At 59.4% G+C, this 21126-nt stretch carries 11 protein-coding genes; all 11 read right to left on the bottom strand.

The window, feature by feature from the left end:
- Positions 1–37 precede the first annotated feature (37 nt).
- The gene (locus QQJ86_RS03105) at positions 38–3445 is read right to left on the bottom strand and encodes an autotransporter outer membrane beta-barrel domain-containing protein (protein ID WP_284319440.1); all 3408 of its coding nucleotides are present in this window, start codon (positions 3443–3445) and stop codon (positions 38–40) included.
- A gap of 416 nt (positions 3446–3861) precedes the next feature.
- Complete coding sequence (locus QQJ86_RS03110) at positions 3862–4689, bottom strand: alpha/beta fold hydrolase (RefSeq protein ID WP_284319441.1); 828 nt, start codon at positions 4687–4689, stop codon at positions 3862–3864.
- Positions 4690–5232: 543 nt separating this feature from the next.
- Positions 5233–5751 (bottom strand): DUF2501 domain-containing protein, encoded by a 519-nt coding sequence (locus QQJ86_RS03115; RefSeq protein WP_284319442.1) that lies wholly within the window; start codon positions 5749–5751, stop codon positions 5233–5235.
- 1 nt (position 5752) lies between these two features.
- Positions 5753–5998: a GlsB/YeaQ/YmgE family stress response membrane protein gene (locus QQJ86_RS03120; RefSeq protein WP_284319443.1), complete on the bottom strand. Its 246-nt coding sequence runs from the start codon at positions 5996–5998 to the stop codon at positions 5753–5755.
- Between the two features lie 315 nt (positions 5999–6313).
- The gene (locus tag QQJ86_RS03125) at positions 6314–6976 is read right to left on the bottom strand and encodes a response regulator (RefSeq protein WP_284319444.1); all 663 of its coding nucleotides are present in this window, start codon (positions 6974–6976) and stop codon (positions 6314–6316) included.
- Between the two features lie 457 nt (positions 6977–7433).
- A complete protein-coding gene (locus QQJ86_RS03130; protein WP_284319445.1) occupies positions 7434–9278 on the bottom strand; it encodes a hypothetical protein in 1845 nt (614 codons plus the stop codon).
- Positions 9279–9300: 22 nt separating this feature from the next.
- Entirely contained in the window at positions 9301–15177 is a 5877-nt protein-coding gene (locus QQJ86_RS03135) for a two-partner secretion domain-containing protein (protein WP_284319446.1), read from the bottom strand.
- A gap of 41 nt (positions 15178–15218) precedes the next feature.
- Positions 15219–16970 carry a ShlB/FhaC/HecB family hemolysin secretion/activation protein gene (locus tag QQJ86_RS03140; RefSeq protein ID WP_284319447.1) on the bottom strand — a complete coding sequence of 584 codons (1752 nt, stop codon included), beginning with the start codon at positions 16968–16970 and terminating at the stop codon, positions 15219–15221.
- Between the two features lie 233 nt (positions 16971–17203).
- Positions 17204–18061, bottom strand: coding sequence for a peptidylprolyl isomerase (locus QQJ86_RS03145; RefSeq protein ID WP_284319448.1), 858 nt, complete (start codon positions 18059–18061; stop codon positions 17204–17206).
- Between the two features lie 35 nt (positions 18062–18096).
- Positions 18097–18858 carry a SapC family protein gene (locus QQJ86_RS03150; RefSeq protein ID WP_284319449.1) on the bottom strand — a complete coding sequence of 254 codons (762 nt, stop codon included), beginning with the start codon at positions 18856–18858 and terminating at the stop codon, positions 18097–18099.
- A gap of 14 nt (positions 18859–18872) precedes the next feature.
- Positions 18873–21107: a ShlB/FhaC/HecB family hemolysin secretion/activation protein gene (locus QQJ86_RS03155; RefSeq protein WP_284319450.1), complete on the bottom strand. Its 2235-nt coding sequence runs from the start codon at positions 21105–21107 to the stop codon at positions 18873–18875.
- Positions 21108–21126 lie beyond the last annotated feature (19 nt).

The raw sequence follows: 21126 nt of genomic DNA on the forward strand, positions 1-21126 counted from the left end.
ATCGCGTCCGGGGTAACCCAACCCACGTTTCGCCATCTCAAAGTTCTATCTTTATGCCTACCCTTCCCGATCGCTCGTGACCATTTTTACCGTCCAGCGAAATGTTGACATCGCCGGTTGCGAACACCAGAACATTTTTAGCCAATCTTCCGGTTATCCCGACACCTAAATCAAACCAGGTTTCGCCCAGATTGGTTTTGATAAGAACAGGATTTTGATGCGTCAAGGATGAAAACGTGGTTTCTCCCTGCGTCCCGAAGGACTGCCATACATTGCCACGCACCCAGAGGGTGAACATGCGCGGTTGATATGCGCTTGTGGTTGTCTGGTTCGGCATCCAGTCTTTGCTGAGTTTCGCGCCTATTCGGCCATAGCCATTGTTGACGTCGCGATAATCGATCGAGCCATAATCGTCTTGACCATTACGGAAGGTGAGATGCTGGAAGATCAGCTGTGCCTGCGGAGTGACTGCCCAACCGTTATTGAAGTCAAATTTATAGCCGCCTTCAACAGAAGCCATGACACCCGAACCGTTCGACTTGAACAATTGGTTGTTGCTCGTGTTGATGGAGTCGGCCCGGATGTCGTCGTAACGCGTGCCTTGCAGCACCACATCCGTATACAAACCTTGCGGTGCGTAGCGCGTCCAATAAACACCAAACGTGTAGGTATTCATGCTGACGTGCCCTGCTGGGCCGCCGCTTGGATTCAAGCTGTCGACGTCGCTGTCGGTTCGACCCGCGCCCAGATAGAAGCCGGCCATATTCTTCACGCCGTTCTCGGAGGTGCCGCGATAGATATCGAAGCCGATTTGAAAACCACCAAGGCGATATGACACCCCTTCGATAGAACCGGATGCACCGAGAACCCTTCCCCACCCTGCCTTGCTATAGGTATCTGCCGAAGTATTCGTAGATGGGGGAGGCGTAAATTGATCCTGTGACACTGCCGTGCGGTAGTCGAGCGTGTCCAGCATGGCCAGGCCCAGGCGGCCCGCCAACACCGGAACGCGAGCATCCGCCGAAACTTCGTTGCGGTAGTTGGGTACCAACGCGACCGATGTCGCTCCCGGTGCAGGAGTTGGTGTTGGCGCAGGCGTTGGAGTCGGGGTTGGAGTCGGTGTGGGGGCTGGCGTTGGGGTTGGAGTTGGAGTTGGAGTTGGAGTTGGAGTCGGTGTAGGTGTTGGTGCGGGAGTTGGCGTCGGCGCGGGCGTTGGTGTCGGTGAATTCAACGCGGACGTGAGATACCAACTCTGGCCATTCTGCTGCAACGTATATTCATACGCGCCTGCTGCAACACGATTACTCAGGCTGAAAGCGTTGGACGCGGTAGTTGCACCGTTGTTCGCCTCGACCAGTTGAATGCCGACGCCTGTTGTTTGCGCACCAGATCCACCCGTGTTGTTGACATAGATCTGCGTACTTCCAGTTGCCGTACCGCCATTGATGATCAGCTTGTTGGCGGGTGATCCGGTGCCGGCAAGATAGACGCCCATATTCATGGAGCCGCCGCTACCGACGTAATTTTTCACCGTGAGGGTGTTGTAATCCGCGGCCACGGTCGGACTTGCCGGCGCTGCAAAATCAATCTTTCCGCTATTGGTGAGCGTCGAGGCTATGGTCAGATTCGATGTTGCCACCTGCAGCGTTCCCGCCGCTGCGATGGTTACTGCGCCTGCGCCAAGGCTCGTGTCATTGGTAGCAGTAAGTGTGCCCTGCATGATCGTCCAGGGCGCTGCATTGGTCGTGCCGTTCTGCAATGTCCAGTCGCTGGTGCCGGTTTTCTGCAGGGAGGCAAAATTCTGATATTGCGAACCAATCGTTGACGCATCAAAGCTTGCATTGTTCGAGCCGCCCAGCGTCAGCACGTCGGTGCCGCCTGCCACGGCCATCACATTGCCCTTGATCACAAACCCTGCTTGCAAAGTCAGGCTGTTTACGCCGCCGGTAAACAGAATGGCGTCCGCCAAGGTGACGCCGTCGCCGTTCAAGCCACCCGAAACGGTGCCGTTATTGATGACGGCGATATTGGAACCCGTAATACCGGCTCCGCCAACGCTACTGCCAAAACCATTTCCGCCGGAGATGGTTCCACTATTGGTTATGCTTGCCGTTCCACCCGGCGCATTGACGCCCGCACCACCTACGCCGCCCGCGCCCTGGGTACCACCCGTACCAGCCGTGCCTCCCGCATTGCCGGCATTACCCGAGATGGTTCCACTATTGGTAAGGGTTAGCGTTTCGCCGCTTACGCTAACGCCGCTACCACCTGCGCCACCGGCCCCGCCAGAACCCGCGCCAGTGCTCGCACCACCCACGCCACCCGTCCCGCCAGAAATATTTCCGCAGTTGTTGACGGAAACGGCCGTTCCACTCTTTGCACTGATGCCAGTACCACCTGCGCCACCCACGCCACCGGGGCTCGTGCCAAAACCCTCGCCGCCCGCGCCACCGGCTGCTCCTGAGAGAGCACCGCAACCGGTAATAGTCAGCGTTCCGCCCGTGGCGTTGACCCCATCGCCACCCGCCCCACCTGCACCGCCTGCGCCGCTGTTGGGGCCGTAACCTGGAACGTTTCCATCCCCGCCGTGATTTCCCGCACCTGCTGAAATGGATCCGCTGTTGGTAATAGTAATGTTGCTGTTGAGGCTCGCTATTCCGGCACCGCCCGCACCACCAGCGCCTCCGGCCCCGGTTCCTCCACTGCCTTTGCCTCCCGTGCCGCCATGGCCTGCCTGGATGGATCCGCTGTTGGTAACGGTCAAAGCATGATTGTTGATAAACAGGCCGGCACCACCGTCACCGCCGCCGCCACCACCGTAATTGGAGTAATTGGGGTGGTAGTTGCCGCTAGTACCAGCCGGACTTCCGCCATTGCCACCGGCGCCTCCATTCAGAGCGCCCGTACCCGAAATCGTCAGGCTTGCGGTGGTGCTAGCTCCTGTAACCAACACGCCGAGTCCACCATTGCCGCCGCCACCTCCCGGATAGTCAACGACGCTGCCGCCACCGCCGCCAGCGCCACCCGAGTATGTAGTCGTCAGGACAGGGCCGACCGGATTAAGCGCCCCTGCGCCACCACCGCCGCCGCCAGAGCCGATGGTGCCAGCGCCTCCGGCACTACCGCCCACGCTTCCACCGCTGCCACCGGGATGAGGGCCATAGACGTTGGTGTAACCGCCGCCGCTATAACCATTGCCGGTGACGATACTGATGCCGCCGCCACCGCCACCACCGTTGCCTGAGGAGCCGTTGCCGCCATTGCCAGTAGCTGGGCTGGTTGCGACCGAAGAGCCCCCTGCGCCACCGAAAGCCGGACCGGACGATGACTTGCCGGCAGTCCCGCCATCAGCAAAGGCAATGCTGCTGGATAGGCTTAGAGAAAGAACGCTGACAGCACCAAGCATGCGCTTGGAGGAACCATGCTTTTTACGGGCGGAGTTCATAAGTACTCCCGGGCAGCAAGTATCCACGGGCACAGCGGGGGCTTTAACGATTGCGCACCTCGCTCAACGAGGCTTGTTCGCAATCGAACATCAAAAGCTCGCCATCCCCATTCGACGCTTCGACTTCACCATCCCACGCCAACATGCGCCGTCGGTTCGATATCTACGCGCAAGCCACCTCACTGCCGACGGCCACTTCTGTAAACATCAAACTGCTACTGCCTCCCCGGCGAAACCGAGGATCCTCCTATTGGGCTGGATGATGGTACACCTGACGGATACCTGTTCAAACGATATGCAAATGAAAGAATTTGTGCATTGTGGCGTTGCCTCGTATCGCCTATTGCATGACCCATCCGTAGGCCCGGTGTATGCGCAAGAAAGGCGGCCTCTTGTTAAAGAAACCGCCTTCACATTTAGCTTTTGATGAACGCCAGAATGTCCGCGTTGATGACATCCGCATTGACTGTCGCCATGCCGTGTGAAAAGCCCGGATAGATCTTGAGCGTCGAGTTCTTGAGGAGCTTGGCTGCCAGCACGCCGGCATCCTTATAGGGCACCACCTGGTCGTCGTCGCCGTGCAAGACCAAAGCGGGCTGGCTGATCTTCTTCAGGTCCTCAGTGAAATCCGTTTCCGAGAAGGCCTTGATGCAGTCATAGTGGGCCTTGGTTCCACCCATCATGCCTTGGCGCCACCAATTGCGAATGATGCCCTCGGACACTGTGGCGCCCGGACGATTGAATCCGTAGAACGGCCCTGACGGAATGTCGAGGAAGAACTGCGCTCGGTTCGCGACGAGCTGCTTCCTGAAGCCATCGAAAACTTCAATCGGCGTTCCGTCGGGATTGTTCGCGTTTTTCACCATGATCGGTGTCACCGCACCAATCAACACAATCTTGGCAGTTCGTTCCAGGCCATGGCGCGCAACGTAGGCAGCTACTTCACCACCACCGGTCGAGTGCCCAATGTGGATGGCGTTTCGAAGGTCAAGCGCCTCAGTCAGGGCTGCCAAGTCCGCGGCGTAGTGATCCATGTCGTTACCATCGGCCGTCTGCGTGGAACGCCCATGGCCCCGGCGATCATGAGCGATCACGCGATATCCATGATCGAGAAAGAACAACATCTGGGCATCCCAGTCGTCCGAAGACAGAGGCCAACCATGACTAAAAACAATCGGCTGACCTTTACCCCAGTCTTTGTAGAAAATCTCGACACCATCTTTTGTAACGATCTTGCGGCTCATTGGCTTTAGCCTCCTGTCGATAGATGCGTTGGCTTATAAAACGGCCAGGATGATGTGTGCGCGATGCCCGCATGACATCGTCATGGACATCAGATAGTTCCAAACGAATGAATGCTTGAGCGTCCGGAATCCTCTGATGTTGTCACAACACAAGCCACACTATCTTATGCGCCACCTGCCCTTTCACGTTGCGATGGGCGGGTTCCGTGTGGTGATGTTACCGTCACCATGCTCGGCCAGGATGCTGCCGGCGACCGGGATTGCTCCCCGCTATCCCGGTCGCCGGGGATTTCGTCAGCATCGATGAAATCCAGTTGATCTCATTTTCTTGAGCATTTGGAAGTGCAATCCCCGCGCACCACCAAAAATGCCTTCGCTTCCGCGGGAATCGCGGCCGAGTAAGAGTCGACACATATAGCAACCAGAGAAAGACTTGATAAGGATGCTCTAATCAATGCTGGGCGGGCGATCAGCAGGCATTCGATAAGATGGAACGTGATCCTTGATTCATACGCACTCAATGCGGCGACATTTCTTGTTCGATCAATGACCGAGAAAATGCTGCCCCTGTTTAAGCACCACGCCACAGGCCTTGGTCGCGATCTTCGACTTCAAGTCGCTGTTGCCGCCCCCGACAGTCGCCAAATTGGTGGAATGGCCGTCGCTACCTTTCAGGATGCCATTCATGCCGCTCACGTAGTCGGCATTGCCCGTACCGCCCTGTGACTGTCCAAGCAGCTTTCCAGCAATGCCCGCAGCGCCAGAGTTACTGCTGAGATAATTATTCTTTTCGCAATACTGCAGCAGACCGGCAACGTTCCCCATACTGCCCGACGGCAGGGATCCGCCGCTGCCGCCGCCAAGCATGCCGCCGAGCTTTCCGCCGAGATTGCCGAGCCCTTGCGCCATGGTCGTACCACAGATGAGACCGGTGATCAGTGCTGCCGCAATGATCACGCCACTTGCTGCCTTATGGTTCTTTCGCACCGTCATTGACATGGTTTTCTTTTCCAGTGATAGGCCGCTGACATGAACGCGGCAAGGTTTGTCGTGAATCAACAAATCACGCTCGCCGGAGGCGCTGCAGGACGGCCAGCACAATGATGGCTCCGAGCAATGCGGTAATGATCATGCTCAGGAGCGGGCCGCCCCAAGACATGTGCAGCGCGCACGACACAGCACCCCCGATACAGCCACCGAGCATGCCGGCGACAACATCCACCAGCCACCCCAAGCCATGAACGCTAAGGCCCGATATCCATCCCACGGCACCACCAATGACAAGCCACGCAACGATGCTGTGTTCCATGGTTCCATCTCCATACGAAGCTCTGATTAAATCGTCGGCTCGGCCGTGGTCATGTATAGAATCCCAGCAGATCCGTCACAGGGGGCGGACGAGATCTGCTGCCGGTGTCCATTCACCGACGTGCACGCTTCCCTGCGTGCACGGAACAACGGGTGTGCCGTACTCATCTGTCGTTTCTTCTCCGCTTTCGAGCGATGAGGTACGCCGCCATCGAGAATGCATGATAGAGACGATTTCTTTATAGAGAATCAGAGAATTCCGAAGGGACATTGCTTCATCGTCCAGCTTGATCAGCGATGCGTGTCAATCATGACGTCAGCAGAACCACAGTCCATTCAATCGCATGTATTCGAATAGTTGACCTTCACCATCGATGCCCAGTTTTCGCATCGCATCGTGTTTCTGCTGGCTGATGGTTTTGACGCTTCGCCCCACATGATGGGCCACTTCCGAAACAGTGAGGCCGCAAGCCAGCAAGCGCAGCACTTCTGCTTCGCGCGGCGACAGCGTCGAGCTGCTTCCGTTTTCGTGAGAGTGAGCGCCATCACATCCGCCGTTTTCCCGCAGCTTTTCGCGCAAGCGCTGACTGACATAGGTGCCACCGGCGCCGACGGATTGAATGGCCGAATGAAGTTCGCTGGTCATCGAACCCTTTTCCACTACACCCTTCACACCCGCTGCAAGCATGCCTTTTACTAGCGCAACGTTGCTCAACATCGTCAGAACGATAATGGGTAGGCCGGAATAATGCTGGTGCAGTCCATGCGCAAGCATCAGGCCATCCGTGGCTTCATCGCCCGACGATGGCATGGAAAAATCCGTGATCAGAAGATCGCACGTGTGTCTGGCCAGCACGGCCTTCAGTTCGGAACCATTGCATGCTTCGCCGACCACTTCATAGCCAGCGCGCAGTTCCTCCAACAGTGTGCGCAGCCCCATCAGTACAACGGGATGATCATCGGCAATGACAATACGCATAGTTTGATCCTGAAGCGAAATTTGCAGGACTTTGTCCTTTCGGCCGCATCCCAAATCGCCAGGCAAAACCTCGCGAAATGCTTAAATAGATTTTCTTGCCGCAAGTCGAAGACGGCGCCTGTGTTTCCGTACCCTGCTGTTGGCATGAACAAAAGCCATGATTTCGGCATGCGCCGAGCGCGCTTCCGCAACGAGGGACTGGATCAATTCCGTGCAACCTAGGGCGCGGGCTACGCGTGCAGCCAGCATGCAGTGTGCGCGTATGTTGTAACTCTGCTCGTAGATAGGCATGAAAGCTCTCCCTCACCGTTGAGCGACTGGACGGATTGGATTCCGACCGACGTCACCGTCGACGATGTTGAAAAGCTACTTGCCGCGTATCAGCTTTTGAATCAGAGAACTCCTACCGTCTTCATTTGGTCATCACGCCTCACGACGTGGGATCGGCGCTCATGTTTTACTGCTCGAACAAGGCTTCCAGCGCTTGCGCGAACAACTCCGGCTTCCCCCGATAGAACGCTTGCCCTGCATCGCTCTCCAGCAACTTCCGTCGCAGGGAAAGCCGCAATTCATCATCCTTGATCAGCTGTGCGGCGGCTTGCACGTATTCGTCCGCCGATTTGGCAACAAGCCAGCTCGGCAAACCCATGCGGGTGAACAGCGCTTCGTCGATATGTTCCAATACTTCGGGCCCGGTCTTGCACACACCGACCAGACCCAATGCTGTGACGTCCACAATGCCGTTGGTGTTGCCGAATGGAAACGGATTCAGATACAGGTCGCACTCGTTGACCCGTGCCATGTATTCGGCATACGGCATGATGGGGTGAATAGCGGTTTCTGGCAGGTAACGTTGAATCAGGTCGCGCGCTTCCAGGTAAACCAGGCCGCGCGCCACGCCGGTGAAAAAATGGAATTCAACCGGCCTCCCCGCTTCGCGTCGGATACGTGCGAGCGTATGGATGAAACCAGGATTCAATTTCATCGTGGTCGCAGCAACCGCCACGCGCACCTTATCGGGATGCTCGCGAAGGTTTTGCTTATAGCTTCCACTTTGTGCCGATGGCACGAACGGCATGGCGGACTTCGGCAGTGGCAGCAGCTTTTCGCTGAAACAGCCAGGATCGCCCACCCAGTCTTCCGGCAGCACGAAGTAATCGATGAAGGGCGACATCGACGTGGCCGGATGTCCGTAGGAAACGATCTGCACCGGTGCCAGCCGCAAATTGGTCAGATAGATGCTGTGCGGAAACATGCCGAACGCCGGGTAATAGACAATATCGGGCCGCAATTCCTGCGCCTTGGCGCGCACGAAGGTCACCGTATCGCCCACCACTTCGATGTATTCCTCGAACACGGCTTTGCCAAGCTCATCCACCTGGCCCGCGTGACCGATGCCTACCACGCGGAAACGTTCACGCGCCGCCTTGATCGATGCCGAATGGGTGCGATAGATGGAGTGCGCACCGGAGAACCATTCCAGGATCACCACCATCAGCGGCTTCTCACCGGGAGCGTGCACGCGCGGCGGACCTTCCACGTCCCGGATGCCCTGCTCCACCAGCTTCTTGCGTACCAGCCGATTGATCGGTGCCTTGATCGCATGCCGCTTCGGTGTGTCGGCGTAACTGCAATGCATGTAGACGTCGTGGAGTACGCCGATGGGCAGCACGTTGAGGTCTTCGATCTCGTCAAGCTTGGAAGGCAGCCACTGCAGAAGCACTTCACGCTTGTCGTGTGCGGCAGCCGTTCCAAGGAAACGTGGTGAGAGCAACGCACAGGCCAACGCCGCCGCCAGATGACGATCGTGCTTCCACAGCGATTCCATGTTCATGGGAATTTCGGAATTCGGTGTGTAAAGCAGGCAGAACTTCGCCAGATCGCGGTTGTTCACCTCCACGGCCCTGGCGTCCGGCCCCTTGATATTGAGCGCGCGCAGGATGTGATCGGCATTGCGGAAGGAACTGGCGGCAAACAACGTGGCAATCCAGCGATGGAAATACAGCAGCTGCCGATAGCCGTCGAAAGACAGATTGAACGCCGGATCGCTGAACAGCGCCGAGAGCGCCGAGCAGATGCGATTGATGATATGCGGATCCTGATCCATGCCAGCCATGCTGGCGGTCGGCTGGGCGAAGAAACTGCGATCGAGCCCACCGTAGTTGCGATCGAGCATGCCAAGCAAGGCAACGAACTCGCGCGCGGCGGCTTCATGCTGCCGCGCGTAGCACACGGATTCGAAACGCCCGAGCGAGAAGATCGGCTCCGTTGCGGACGGCGCAGGTTTTGCTCCGGCATTCATCGATAGACGCTCCTGGCTCCGCTCAAATGCCGCCGCTCCGGCGCGACCTGGCGCAGTTTTCCACTGGCATCGCATTCACGCCGTCCGGCACGCGCATCACACCCTGCACGCAATACAAGCCTGACGCAGAACTTCCTGCCGCATCCGAATTGACCGGGCCAGTCGTCGGCGGCTGCCCGGTGTCTGCCACCTGCAGCATCTGCGGCGATTGCGGGCTCTGCGTCACCGTCAACCACGGTGGCGGAAACGCAGTTGCCATCGATTGCGTCGAGTGCAATGCACCTTGCCATTTGGCTACGTCGATACTGGGGCTCGGCGGAATGCTCACCGGCCGCGCGGGAGGCACTTCCGTTGGCACTGCATGTGAAACGCCAGGTGCACTGTTGCCGGTCGACGCCACGTTCGACACTGCTGCGGGAGGCGGCGTGATCGTTCCCACACTGGCGACATAGCTGATGGCGTAATCGCTCAACGAGCTGCCACGATTGCTGCTCATACCGACATCGCTGCTGTTGACGACCAGGGTCGAGCCATTCGTGCCCTGCGCATTCGGATCGGTATACGCCTGAGTCAATCCGGTCAAGCTGTCGCCCGGCAGCAAGCCAGAAATGTTGGTGACGGCGTCAGCGCTTGCGGTGGTGCTGTCGTACGCCTTCGTTTGCGGCGTTGCCGTGACGGATACCGGCACCGGCGTGATGGTCGCGCTGGTCGGCTGGATCAGCGTTATGTGGTAATTCGCCAAATCGTTGCCACTCAGATCAATGGTGAGATTGGCGAGACTGAAGTTGGCTGACTGGGCACCTAGCACATGCGGGCTATTATAGGCACCCGCGCCGGCGATGCTGACGATCTTATCGCCTGCGATCAAACCTGAGCTGGCTGTTGCGGGCAACGCAACGCCGCCTTTGGCGTAGGCAACGGTGGTGCCATCGTAGACCTTGGTGACGTTGTTCAATTCGATGGTCAGATTGCGCTGGGCAACGGTGCCGCTAGCGTTTACATAATCGATGGCGTAATCGGTGAGTGCGCTCGCGTGATTGCCCGTCACACCCACGTCACTGCTGTTGACGATCAAGGTGGAACCATTGGCACCTAGCACCTGCGAGCTGTTGTAGTACTGGCTGAGACCGGTAAGCGTGTCGCCTGGTAGCAACCCGGTAACGTTGGTGACCGTCGCATTGCTGGCCGTAGTGCTGTCGTAGACCTTGGTATCGGCGGACGCTGCAACAATGACCGACGCCGGCGTGATCGTGCCTGGCGTGTTGACGTAGCTGATGGCGTAGTCGCTCAAGGTGTCGCCATTGCCACTATTTACGCCCACGTCGCTGTTGTTCACCACCAGCGATGAGTCGCCAACTCCCAGGGCGTGCGAACTGTTATACGCCTGGAACAAACCCGTCAGGGCGTCACCACCCACCAATCCCGTAATGTTGGTTACGCCCTGATTGCTGACAGTCGTGCCGTCGTACACCTTGGTGTCGGAGGTGGCCGTCACCACCACAGATGCCGGCGTGATCGTTCCTGGCGTGTTGACATAGCTGATGGCGTAGTCGTTCAGCACGCTCGAATTATTGCCAACGATACTGACGCCACTGCTGTTGACTACCAGCAACGAGTCATTGGGTCCCAGTACCTGCGAATTGTTGTACGCCTGGAACAAACCCGTCAGGCTGTCTCCCGGAACAAGCCCGGTGATGTTGGTGACGTTCTGCGTGCTAATCGTAGTCGCGTCGAATACTTTCGTATCCGCCGCCGCTGTCACGGTGACCGGCGCAGGCGTGATCGTTCCCGTATTGTCCGCATAAGCGATGGCGTAATCGCTCAGCAAGCTGGAGTGATTACCGATGATCCCCACGCCGCTACTGTTGACGATCAAGGTGGAACCGTTGGTGCCCAGTACCTGCGAACTGTTGTAGTACTGGTTGAGCCCCGTGAGGCTATCCCCCGCTACCAGGCCGGTGATGTTGGTGACGGGCGCAGCGCTGGCCGTGGTGCCATCGTAAACCTTGGTATCGGTGGAGGCCGTTACGGTAACCGCTGCGGGTGTGATGGTACCCGGCGTGCTCACGTAACTGACGGCATAGTCGCTCAAGCTGCTCGAGTGATTGCCGGTTACGCCCACATTACTGTTGTCGACGATCAGCAAGGAGCCGTTCGTGCCGAGCGCGTGCGAGCTGTTATAAGCCTGGAGCAAGCCCGTAAGATTGTCGCCAGCCAGCAGGCCGGTGATGTTGGTGACCGACAGGTTGCTTGCAGTGGTGCCGTCATACACCTTGGTTTGTGTCGACGCTGTCACCGTTACAGGCGCTGGCGTGATCGTTCCGGTGTTGTTGACGTAGGTGATGGCGTAATCGCTCAACAGGCTCGAATGATTGCCAGCCACACCCACGCCACCGCTGTTGACGATCAGCGAGGAACCATTGACGCCGAGCACTTGCGAGCTGTTGTAGAACTGATTGAGTCCGGTGAGGCTATCGCCCGCCACCAAGCCAGTGATGTTAGTGACGGGCGTCGTGCTGGTCGTGGTGCCGTCGTAGGTTTTGGTTTGTGTGGATGCTGTCACCGTGACGGGTGCCGGCGTAATCACATTGGCAGCCGCGGTATTGGAGTAAGCGTTCACGCCGTAACCGGACACCACCCACGTCGTGCCACCGCTGTTGTAAGTCGCGGTGTTCGCCGTGTAGCCAGCATTGAGGGTGAGGCCCGCTCCGGCATGACTGGTGTTGAACGTTGCGCTGGTCAGGCTGAGGTTGGCGAGGCCGAGTTGGTCGCCTTCGATCTGTCCACTGACCGTCGCATTGCTTCCATTCACATGCCCTAGCGCGGAGTTGGTGCCGTCGTACACCTTGGCGGCGGTGAGATTGGCCACGGTGAGCAAAGGCTGCGCGCGATAGTAGAAGTTGCGCGTGCCGGCCACCGCACCGGACACCATGCCCGTCGACGCATCGTATGTCTTGTATTCCGTGGTACCGGTCGCACCGTTAATGCTTGTATTCAACGTTGCCGTATTGGGATTGCCCTGGAAGATCGTCACCGTGCCGCCCGCCGTGACGTTCACCGGATTGTTGAACGTCACGTCGCCGCCCGTCGCCGTGCCTGCTGGCGTCGCATCACCCGCTTCCAGGGTAATGCTGCTCTGCACGCCGCTGAGATTGACGATGCGATCCACGGTAAGACCACCGCCCATCTCCGCCGTGAAATTGCCGGTGCCGGTAATGCCCGAGGTATTGCTGCTGATGGCGCTCAAGCTTTGCGTGTTGGAGAAGTCGAACACGAGGTTGGCGTTGTCGGTCACCTTGCCGGTGCCCAGCGTACCGGTGGTGCCGTTATTGCCCACCTGCAACGTACCTGCGCTCACCAGCGTCGGCCCGCTGTTATTGTTGGCACCAGTGAGAATCTGCGTGCCGGTTCCGACCTTGGTGAGATTGCCAGGCCCTGTGATCACACCGGCAAACAGATCGCTGGCGTCATTGAGCAAGCCCGTGGTGAACGTGACGTTGGTGGCTGTATCCGAAAGCAGATTGAGCGTGCCACCGGCGTTGCCGGTCAGCGCTCCGATCGTCATGTTGGCGCCAGTGGTGAATGTACCGCCGGCTATCACCAACTTGGCGGTCGGCTGATTGACTGCGGACGAACACCCGTAATATCCGATGCGAAAATCAGTGTTGTATTCGTAATTCACGGACACGTTGCCGCCCGTGACTGTTAGCGTGCCCGTGCCCCAGCCATTATTGGAATTGAACTGCACCCAATAGGGCTGCGCATTGGCTGCACCGGCGGTAACGTTGCCGGAGTAGGTCGCCATGTTGCCGTAGACGTCGAGCAAGCTGCGATAACCACTGCCCGTGTACAGCGAGACATTGCCCGAGCCGGTGAATCCCGCGATAAAAGTCAGGCCTTGTTGGTACTGGGTGCCATACATGGTGACGCTGTTGTTGCCCACCATCATCACGGGGCTGTTCACCTGGGTATAGCTATCGCCACAGCTAGTACAGTTCAAACTGACAGTTGTGTTGTTCAAGGTCAGCTGGGACCCGAAGGTATAACTGCCACCCGCGCCCATGTTCCAGGTCGAGTTGATCAGTGCTGCCGAGGAAACATTGTTGTTGTTACCCAATGAAACGGTCGCATTGGTAACGGTCAACGCGCCCCTTAGATTCGGTTCCGTGATCGACCAGCTCCCACCTGTTGCTGTCAGGCTGCCGGTACCAGAGATGTTTCCGCCGAGCGATCCGGTGCCGGTCACGGTCAGCGCCATGCCACCGGTGACGTTGTAGCTGCCCACCAGGCTGATATTGGCCGCACTCATCGTCAGCGAGCCCGGCCCGGTCACATTCACGGTCGCGGTGTCACTGATGTTGCTGCTTGCCGTCAGCACGACGTTGCTGGTTGCAAGTTCCGATCTGAGCTCGCCATCGGTGATGGTGCCGTTCACCGTTGCGGGCAATCCGTCGATGGTGCTGCTGTTGGAGCCGCCGGTGCCGTTGACGACGAAAATATTCAAGGGATCGAGCAGCAGCGTGCCCAACGTGCCGTGCGGTGCGCGTGTATCCACCGCTTGCGCGGGGTCAAACAACAAGCTGTTCTCGCTCGATGTCTCCACATGACCGCCGTTGCCGCCGAGCATGCCGCCACGCCCAAGAATCGCGCCGTCGAATTCGGTCTCTTCATCCGACCACAGCACCACCGTGCCGCCGTTGCCGTTACCCGTCGCCGAAGCATCGATGCTGCTGTGTGCATCCATCGATGTGGTGAGTGCATGCGTCAGCGATCCTTGACCGTGCGCATCGCCACCGACCAGCGCGGTGCCGCCGCCGGCATAGCCGCTCACGTTGATCGCACTGCCCTGCAAATTGACGTGCGGGCCGGTGATGGTCACCGTGCCACCCTGCTCCCCCGCATTCGCACCCGAGGCATCCACCGTCGCATCGAGCAAGGCCACGGTGCCGCTGTCGCCTTGCGATGCATCGCCACCATCGATCACGATCCGGCCGTTCTTGGCGCCGATCGAACGGGCGTCGATCACGCCGCTGAGGTTCATCACGTTGGTTTGCAGTTGATCCAAACCGCGCGCGGTCAACAGTACCTGGCCGCCATCGGCTTCGATCAGCCCCTGGCTCTTGATCAATGCTCCGAGCGTGGCAGCGTTAACGCTAACCTTCAGCTGACCGAAGTTATCCAGGTTCAACGTGACGCTGTCGCCCGACGCCAAGGCCACTGTGCCGGTGGTGGCATCGATCGTGCCGGTGTTGATCACCTGATCGCCGGCCAGTACCACGAAGCCGCCGTTCACTGCTTTGAGATGACCTTGGTTGATCACCTGCCCTGCGCCGCTGCTGGCGTTGCGACTGAAGGTGTAGCCGTTGCCACCCTGCATGAAAGCGGACGTGTCGATCGGCAAAGTGCTCGCAAACAGGCCGCCCACGCTGACCTGTGCGCTCTTGCCGAACAGCACGCCGTTCGGGTTGATCAGAAACACCTGGCCGTTCGCCTGCAGATTGCCGTAGATCTGCGAGGGGTTGTTGCCCAGTACCGTGTTCAACGCTACTGCTTGGCTGGAAGGTTGATTGAACACCACCGTATTGCCGGTGCCGATGTTGAAGCTGGCCCAATTGATCGCCAGCCGTGAACTATTCTGCTGCACCGTCATCGTGGTGCCGGCCGCGCCAATATGGCCCTGGCCGCCTACGATGCTGCCGCCAGTGGGCAAGCTCTGCGCGTGCAGTGCTCCGCCCAGCAGCATGACCAAGGCCATGCCTAATGGGCACAGTGCAGGCAGCTTGCTGCGCGCCGTCGTGTTCGTGGTTCCACCATGCGCACCGCTGCGCGCAATCTCGGGTGCAACCACCACGCAGCCCAGCTGCTTGTTGTAGACGTGACGATAAAGTTTGGCATTCATATCATTTCTCCGGTACGCCGTCGCACCGAAAACGTTGGAGCTCAGAAGAAGATTTGCGCCTGACCCCACAGCCAACCGCGGTGATCGCGGGTGGCTGTATCCGGTTCGCCGCCGGGATCGCGGATCGCATACATCAACTTGAAGTCGTAGCGACCCTGGTGCAGCAGATCCGCACCGATGCCCGTGCTACCTAAATGACGCTGCCGCAGCCCCTGATAACCCGCCCATGGCGTGTGATTCACCTTCAGCCAGCCGTTATCGCGAAACAGCGAAAGCGTGAGGTTGTCGCCGCCCAATGCGGTCAGCGCGAAGGAATCGCGCAATTCCAGCGTGGCGATCGCGCCCTCATCGCCGATGGCTTCGCCAACCGGATAACCGCGCACGCCAGCCGGGCCACCCATGGTGAATTTCTCGACGGAATCGAGATTGGTATTGCTCCACTGCGCTTGCAGCGCACCGTACACGCTCAGTCGCTGCGTGTCGTTTGCCAGGTATCCCACGGTTTGATCGCGGGAGGCACTGACATCCAGTTTGGTGAAATGGCCCGCTGCGTTGGGCGTATCGACAGGGCGCGGCCCATGGCCGTAGGCGATCAATCCACGCATGAGCGACGCGCCGTATTGGGTGAGTCCGCCGCCACCGAAGGTGTCGATGGCATCGCCGTTCGCGCTGAGCGTTACGGTGGTGTCGCGTGTATGGAAGGTCTCCTCCAGCACGCTGTCGGACAGCCACTTGATGCCGTAGCTGGCGCGCACCCACAAATGCTTGTCGGGTGCCAGCAGTATTGGATAGGCCGCATAGGCGTTGAACTCATTGCCACCGCCGTATGCATCGGTGGCGTTGAACGGCGCGCCGAGCCGATACAGCAGATGCGTGTAATTGGCGCCGACACGCCAGCCGTCGTAACCGACCGGCAAGCTGTAATCGAGCACGCCGTTCAGCGCGCCGCGACCGCGCGTGCCGCCGAGGCCCCAGCGATCTGACAATGCCACATCGGCCGTGAGCAAGTCGCCGATGCCCAGTGGACTGTTCCAACGCAGCGCACCGGTTTCGCGAATGCGTCCGGTGTATTCGTTGCCGTAGTCATCGACACCCAGCGCGCCGGTTACGCGCGGCCCCGGCACCGCGTCCAGCGTGAAGTCACTGGTTCCCACTGCTGAACCCGGCGAAAGCGTGCCTGATGCGCTCACTACGCCCGGCAGGCTCGAAGCCAGACCAACGGCTCGATCGGCACGCGTGCGCGTCAGCGCGGCACCACCGCAATCGCTGCTTTGACTGCATAGCGCGCTGTCTTCGTAACGTTGCAGCCGCGCCGGATCGTAACCGCCCGTGCGGCTCACGTGAGTCTGATCGAGCTTGCCCTCCAGCACGGCGATGGTGACCACGCCATCTTCCACCGACTGGCGCGGCACATAAGCTACGGCGACGAAGTAGCCGCGCTGGCGGTAATAGTGCGTAACCGCGGCGGCCAGCGCCTGCAATTGTGAAAGTGAGGCAGCCGTTCCCTGAGTGCGATCGATCTCAGGAATCGCCCGGCGCAAGCTGGCGTCATCAATATGGGTGTTGCCAGAGAAACGGATGGTTTTGACCTGGATCATGACCGCCGATTCGGACTGCGGCACACCAGGCGCGCCAGGTGCCTTGACCCCCTGGTTCTGCCCCCGCACCGGCGGCGGCAGCGTAGGCGCTGTTTGTTGCAATAGCTGCCCCGCATTGGGGCGCGAGGTTTGTGCCATGACCGGAGTTACCGCCATCGTCAGGGCAATAGCGAGCGCAATCGGCCGGTGATGCATGCACCACCTGACGCCCACGCACCTGCTGCGCCCCGTTCGACTCGTTGCCTTCATACCCAACCCCTGCAAGTAGATGTGGGTAAAGCTACAGACGATTCCGAACCAAGAGCATCAGAATAGTCCTAGTGGGACAGAAATTGTCACCATGGGACCACAGTATTGTTTGAGACCGCGACTCCCCCTCCCCTTGGGAGAGGGATCGGCACCAATCAGGCGCTGTCTTACCCCACGCTTTACCGCTCGATCTTCGCGTCCTTCGTCAGCTTGCCTACCAACGCATCCGTAGCCTGTTGCTGCTGGCTCGCTTCAAGCTGCTGGCGAATCGCATCTTTGACTTTGTCGTACGGCAGGATTTGAGTTGGACGCACTGCATCGAGCTTCACGATGACGCGACTGGTCCCGAGCGTCACAGGCGCCTGGGTGTACCCGCCCGCCTTCAGCTGCGCGATGGCCTGTGCCAACGGCAGTGGCAAGCCGCCGGTTTGGCCGTCGGTCACGGGGGTCTTGAAAGTCACCCAGCCCATTTCACCACCGGCAGCACGATTGGAAGCCTGGCTGTATTGCCTGGCCAGGTCATCGAACGATTGGCCGCTTTTCAGCTTGGCAAGCACCTGGCCGGCTGTCGCATCATCGGCGACGCTGATGACGCGCGGCTTGTATTCCTGGCTGCCGGCTTGCGCGGCCATCTGGTCATAGCGTGCCTTGACCTGCTGATCAGTCACGGTGGCAGGCTTGGCGTTGTCGCGCAGGTACAGCTCACTGACGGCTTTCGCCCTGGCAGCCGTGAGGACTTGCTTCACTTCCGGGCGGTCGGCGTAGTTCGCCTTCTCCGCGGCTTGGCGTACCACTTCGCCGGAGATCATCTGCTTTTCGAGCGCGGCACGCGTCGCATCGTTGTCCGGCAAGCCGGCCATCCGCATCACGTTATCGAGCTGCGCGCGGTAGAGCGGCTGACCGTTGACCTTCGCAAATACGGCCGATGCATCGGCCGCCGATGCCGGAGTCGCCTGTTGTGCCAGCGCATGGCCGCTCAACAGTCCAAGCGCCAGTGCGCCGATGATCCGTTTCGAAAACTGCCTGTTTGCTTTCATCGCTCTCATTCTCATGGCGGGTTGCCGCTGGGTGCTCATGCGTTGCCAGCAGGGAAAGGCGCATTGCCCCGCTCCTGCAACAGCCGCTGCAGGCGCTGCAGCGAGAACAGATGCAACCAGGCGCGGGCGAGCCAGCCATTGCGGTGCCATTCGGCGACAACCGCCTCGGGCAGTTCCATCAACTTCTTCTCGTTGATGCCCATGAAGCCCGTGACCTGCCAGTTGTCCTGACCCGGCCGGGTCACCGTGGCCGTCAGCGGCTCGAGCAGATCGAATTCCAACAGCTCCGCGCAGAAGACATTCGTGCGCTCCAGATCGGCCTCGTATTCGCGCAAGAACAATTCAATCTGTTGCCATTCCTGCGTGGCCCTGCCCTCCCCGTCGAACAGCTGGCGAGTGCCCGCGACTGCATCATCTGCAACGTAGTCCTTCTCCACGCACACCAGCAGATTCGGATCGGCCTGACCATTGACGCTTACGCGCGCCATGCAGAACGGATAGCGTCTTACATAAGCCGGCAGGTAGGTTTCGGACTTCCAGCCCGCCTGCGTATTGAACAGGTTTTCGCCTGCTGCCAGACCAAGCATCGCCACCAGGGAGACGCGCTCATTCGCGGCATCGCGCACGAATACCAGCGGGTAATGCCACGCTGCCGGCACCATCTCGCCGAGGCTCAGCGGCACGATGGCGGTGTCCTTGATGAAAGGTGGCGTGTCGGTGGGGGTCGAGTAGCGCACGTAATCGGCGCGGTTCAAGGCTTTGATGTCTCGATAGCCAAACGGAGGAGTGATGTTCATGGAGAGCAACCTCGTTAGTACGCGATCACAATCGCGTTGTGAATGATGTAGCCAGGACGGTTGTTGGGGCCAAGCAGACTCCAGCCCACTTCCGACTTCAGGCTGAGCCAGGGATTGATGTTGAAGCGCAGGCCGAAACCGGTGCTGGCGATGGTGAAGGTCTTGCGCGTAACGCCGAGCGCAAGGTTCTGCAGCGGAGCGCCTCGTGCAAAGCCTTGGCCGTAGTCGTAGAAGACCACGCCCTGCAATTGGCTGTTGAGGCCGCCGACCATGACCGGCATTGCTGGCGTGAGCAGTTCCAGGTTCACTGTGTAACCCGAATCTGCCAGCAAGGCGTCTTCACGGTAACCACGTACGGCAGCCGCACCGGCAATCTGCAACTGTTCGCTCGAGATGAGCGGGCTGTTCGCCCATTGTCCGTTGAAGCGCCCATGCAGCGAGAAGGCATACGGCAGATTGACGTAGCGGTCATAGGTGAAGTCGAGGCGACGGTAGTCCGACTTCGCACCTGCACGCGCCGCATTGAATTGCTTGCTGTCGTCGAAACCCGGTGCAAATGTGAAACGTGTATTGACCGTATTGCTGCCGAACCGGTCGACCCACGGAATCTGCAGGCCCGTGTAGAACTGATAGATATGCGGCACCGCATTGGTGGCCGTAGCGCCATTGAACAGCAACTGGTCGCCGATGCTCTTGTATTCAAAGCCACCGGTAACCTGACTGCCGCCGGGGAACCAACCACCCAGCAAATGCGTCCATTGCGCGCCGGCCTGGATGTTCTTCCCATGCATGTTGAAATAGCCATCCTGCACAGGAATGTTGCTGGTCGAGTAGTCGCCTGTGAAGGTGAGCGTGTCGCGCTGGCCGACCGGCATCGTGTAGAGCAGGCTGTGCTCTTTGAGCTGGTGGAAGGTGTCGCTCCAGGTGAAGCTGTAGTCCAGGCGGCTGCCGATGACGCCGAACGCATCGCCCCAGTTGACGCCAGCGCGGAAGCGATCCATGCCGGTCAACGCGGTACCCGTGTTGTCCCACGAGCCGTAGACGCGCAGCGGATAACGGTCGACTGTCTGCAAGATCAGATCGGTGTCGCCCGGCTGAGCACCCGGCGTGAATGACGAACTCACCTGCCGCCACGGCGAATTGTTCAAGAAGCTCAGATCGTTGGTGAGCGTCTTCAGATTCACAGGATCGCCCTGCCGCATGTGCACTTCGCAGGTCAGATCGTGCGAAGAGATGTGCTTCTGCCCTTCCGTGCGGATGGCACCGAGCTTCGCCGCGGCCAGCACCACCACCAGATTGCCGTTGCGCAGCGGTTGTGGTGGCACGTACACGTTCACGATGTTGTTGGTGTGTGCCGATACGTACTTGGTCGCGGTGTGCGTAAGTTCCTTGATCAGCGCCGCGTCTACCGGTCGGCCGATGAAGTCGTGCAGCTTGGCTTTCAGTCCGTCCACATCGGTGGTGGGTACGCCAGGCTCGGCGCTGACCGCACCGGACTGCGTCAGTGAAGCGAGGTAGGCATCGGCGGAAGCCTGATCGGCAAGTGGCGGCAACGCGGGTACGGAATCGACCGCTACCGAGGTGGTGTCGCAGTTGCTCGTGGCGCGACCATCGCCGTCCACGGCAGCTTGCCCTGGCTGTGGTCGCGTGATGTCGCGCGCAGCCAGTGTGATGCTTGCGATATGACCGACCACTGCGCTTGCGGCGGACTGCGACGCCGCGCTTCCGCTCGCACTGTCCGGCATCGCCGCGGCATCACGCTGTCCTGTCGCAACAGGCGTCACCGCAAAACCGCCATGGTTGGATGCAGGCATCACGCCCGCCGGAACAAGCGCTGCCGTGCGCGATGTTTGGGATGCCACGGCAGCGCCTGCGCCACAGGGTGTGGCGAGATCGGCGGACGACGTCGCTGCCGGTGCCATGTTGTTATCGCGCAACTGCTTCTGCAGTGCAGCCACTTGGCAGCGCAAAGCTGCGATGTCCTTCTGCTGACGATCGACCAGCTCGGTCGATTGCTGCAAGACGACTGCATCGTGTTGCCGGTTGGCCTGAAGCTCGATCAGTTCCTGTTCGGCGCGCTGATCGGATGTACTCATGCCGGACGATGCGGTTTGTGCGTGAACGGGTGTAGCCAAGCTCAAGCCATAACTCAAGGCCAGCGCTGGCATCAGCACTGAACATCCTCTGGCGCTCGTTGGTAGCAACCGCGCGCTGATGGCGAGCGCGAGCTTTGTCTTCGCGATATTCATGTCACGTTTCCTGGCTTTC

It is taken from the genome of Dyella acidisoli, from assembly GCF_030160295.1.
In the GTDB taxonomy this organism is placed as follows: Bacteria; Pseudomonadota; Gammaproteobacteria; order Xanthomonadales; family Rhodanobacteraceae; genus Dyella_B; species Dyella_B acidisoli.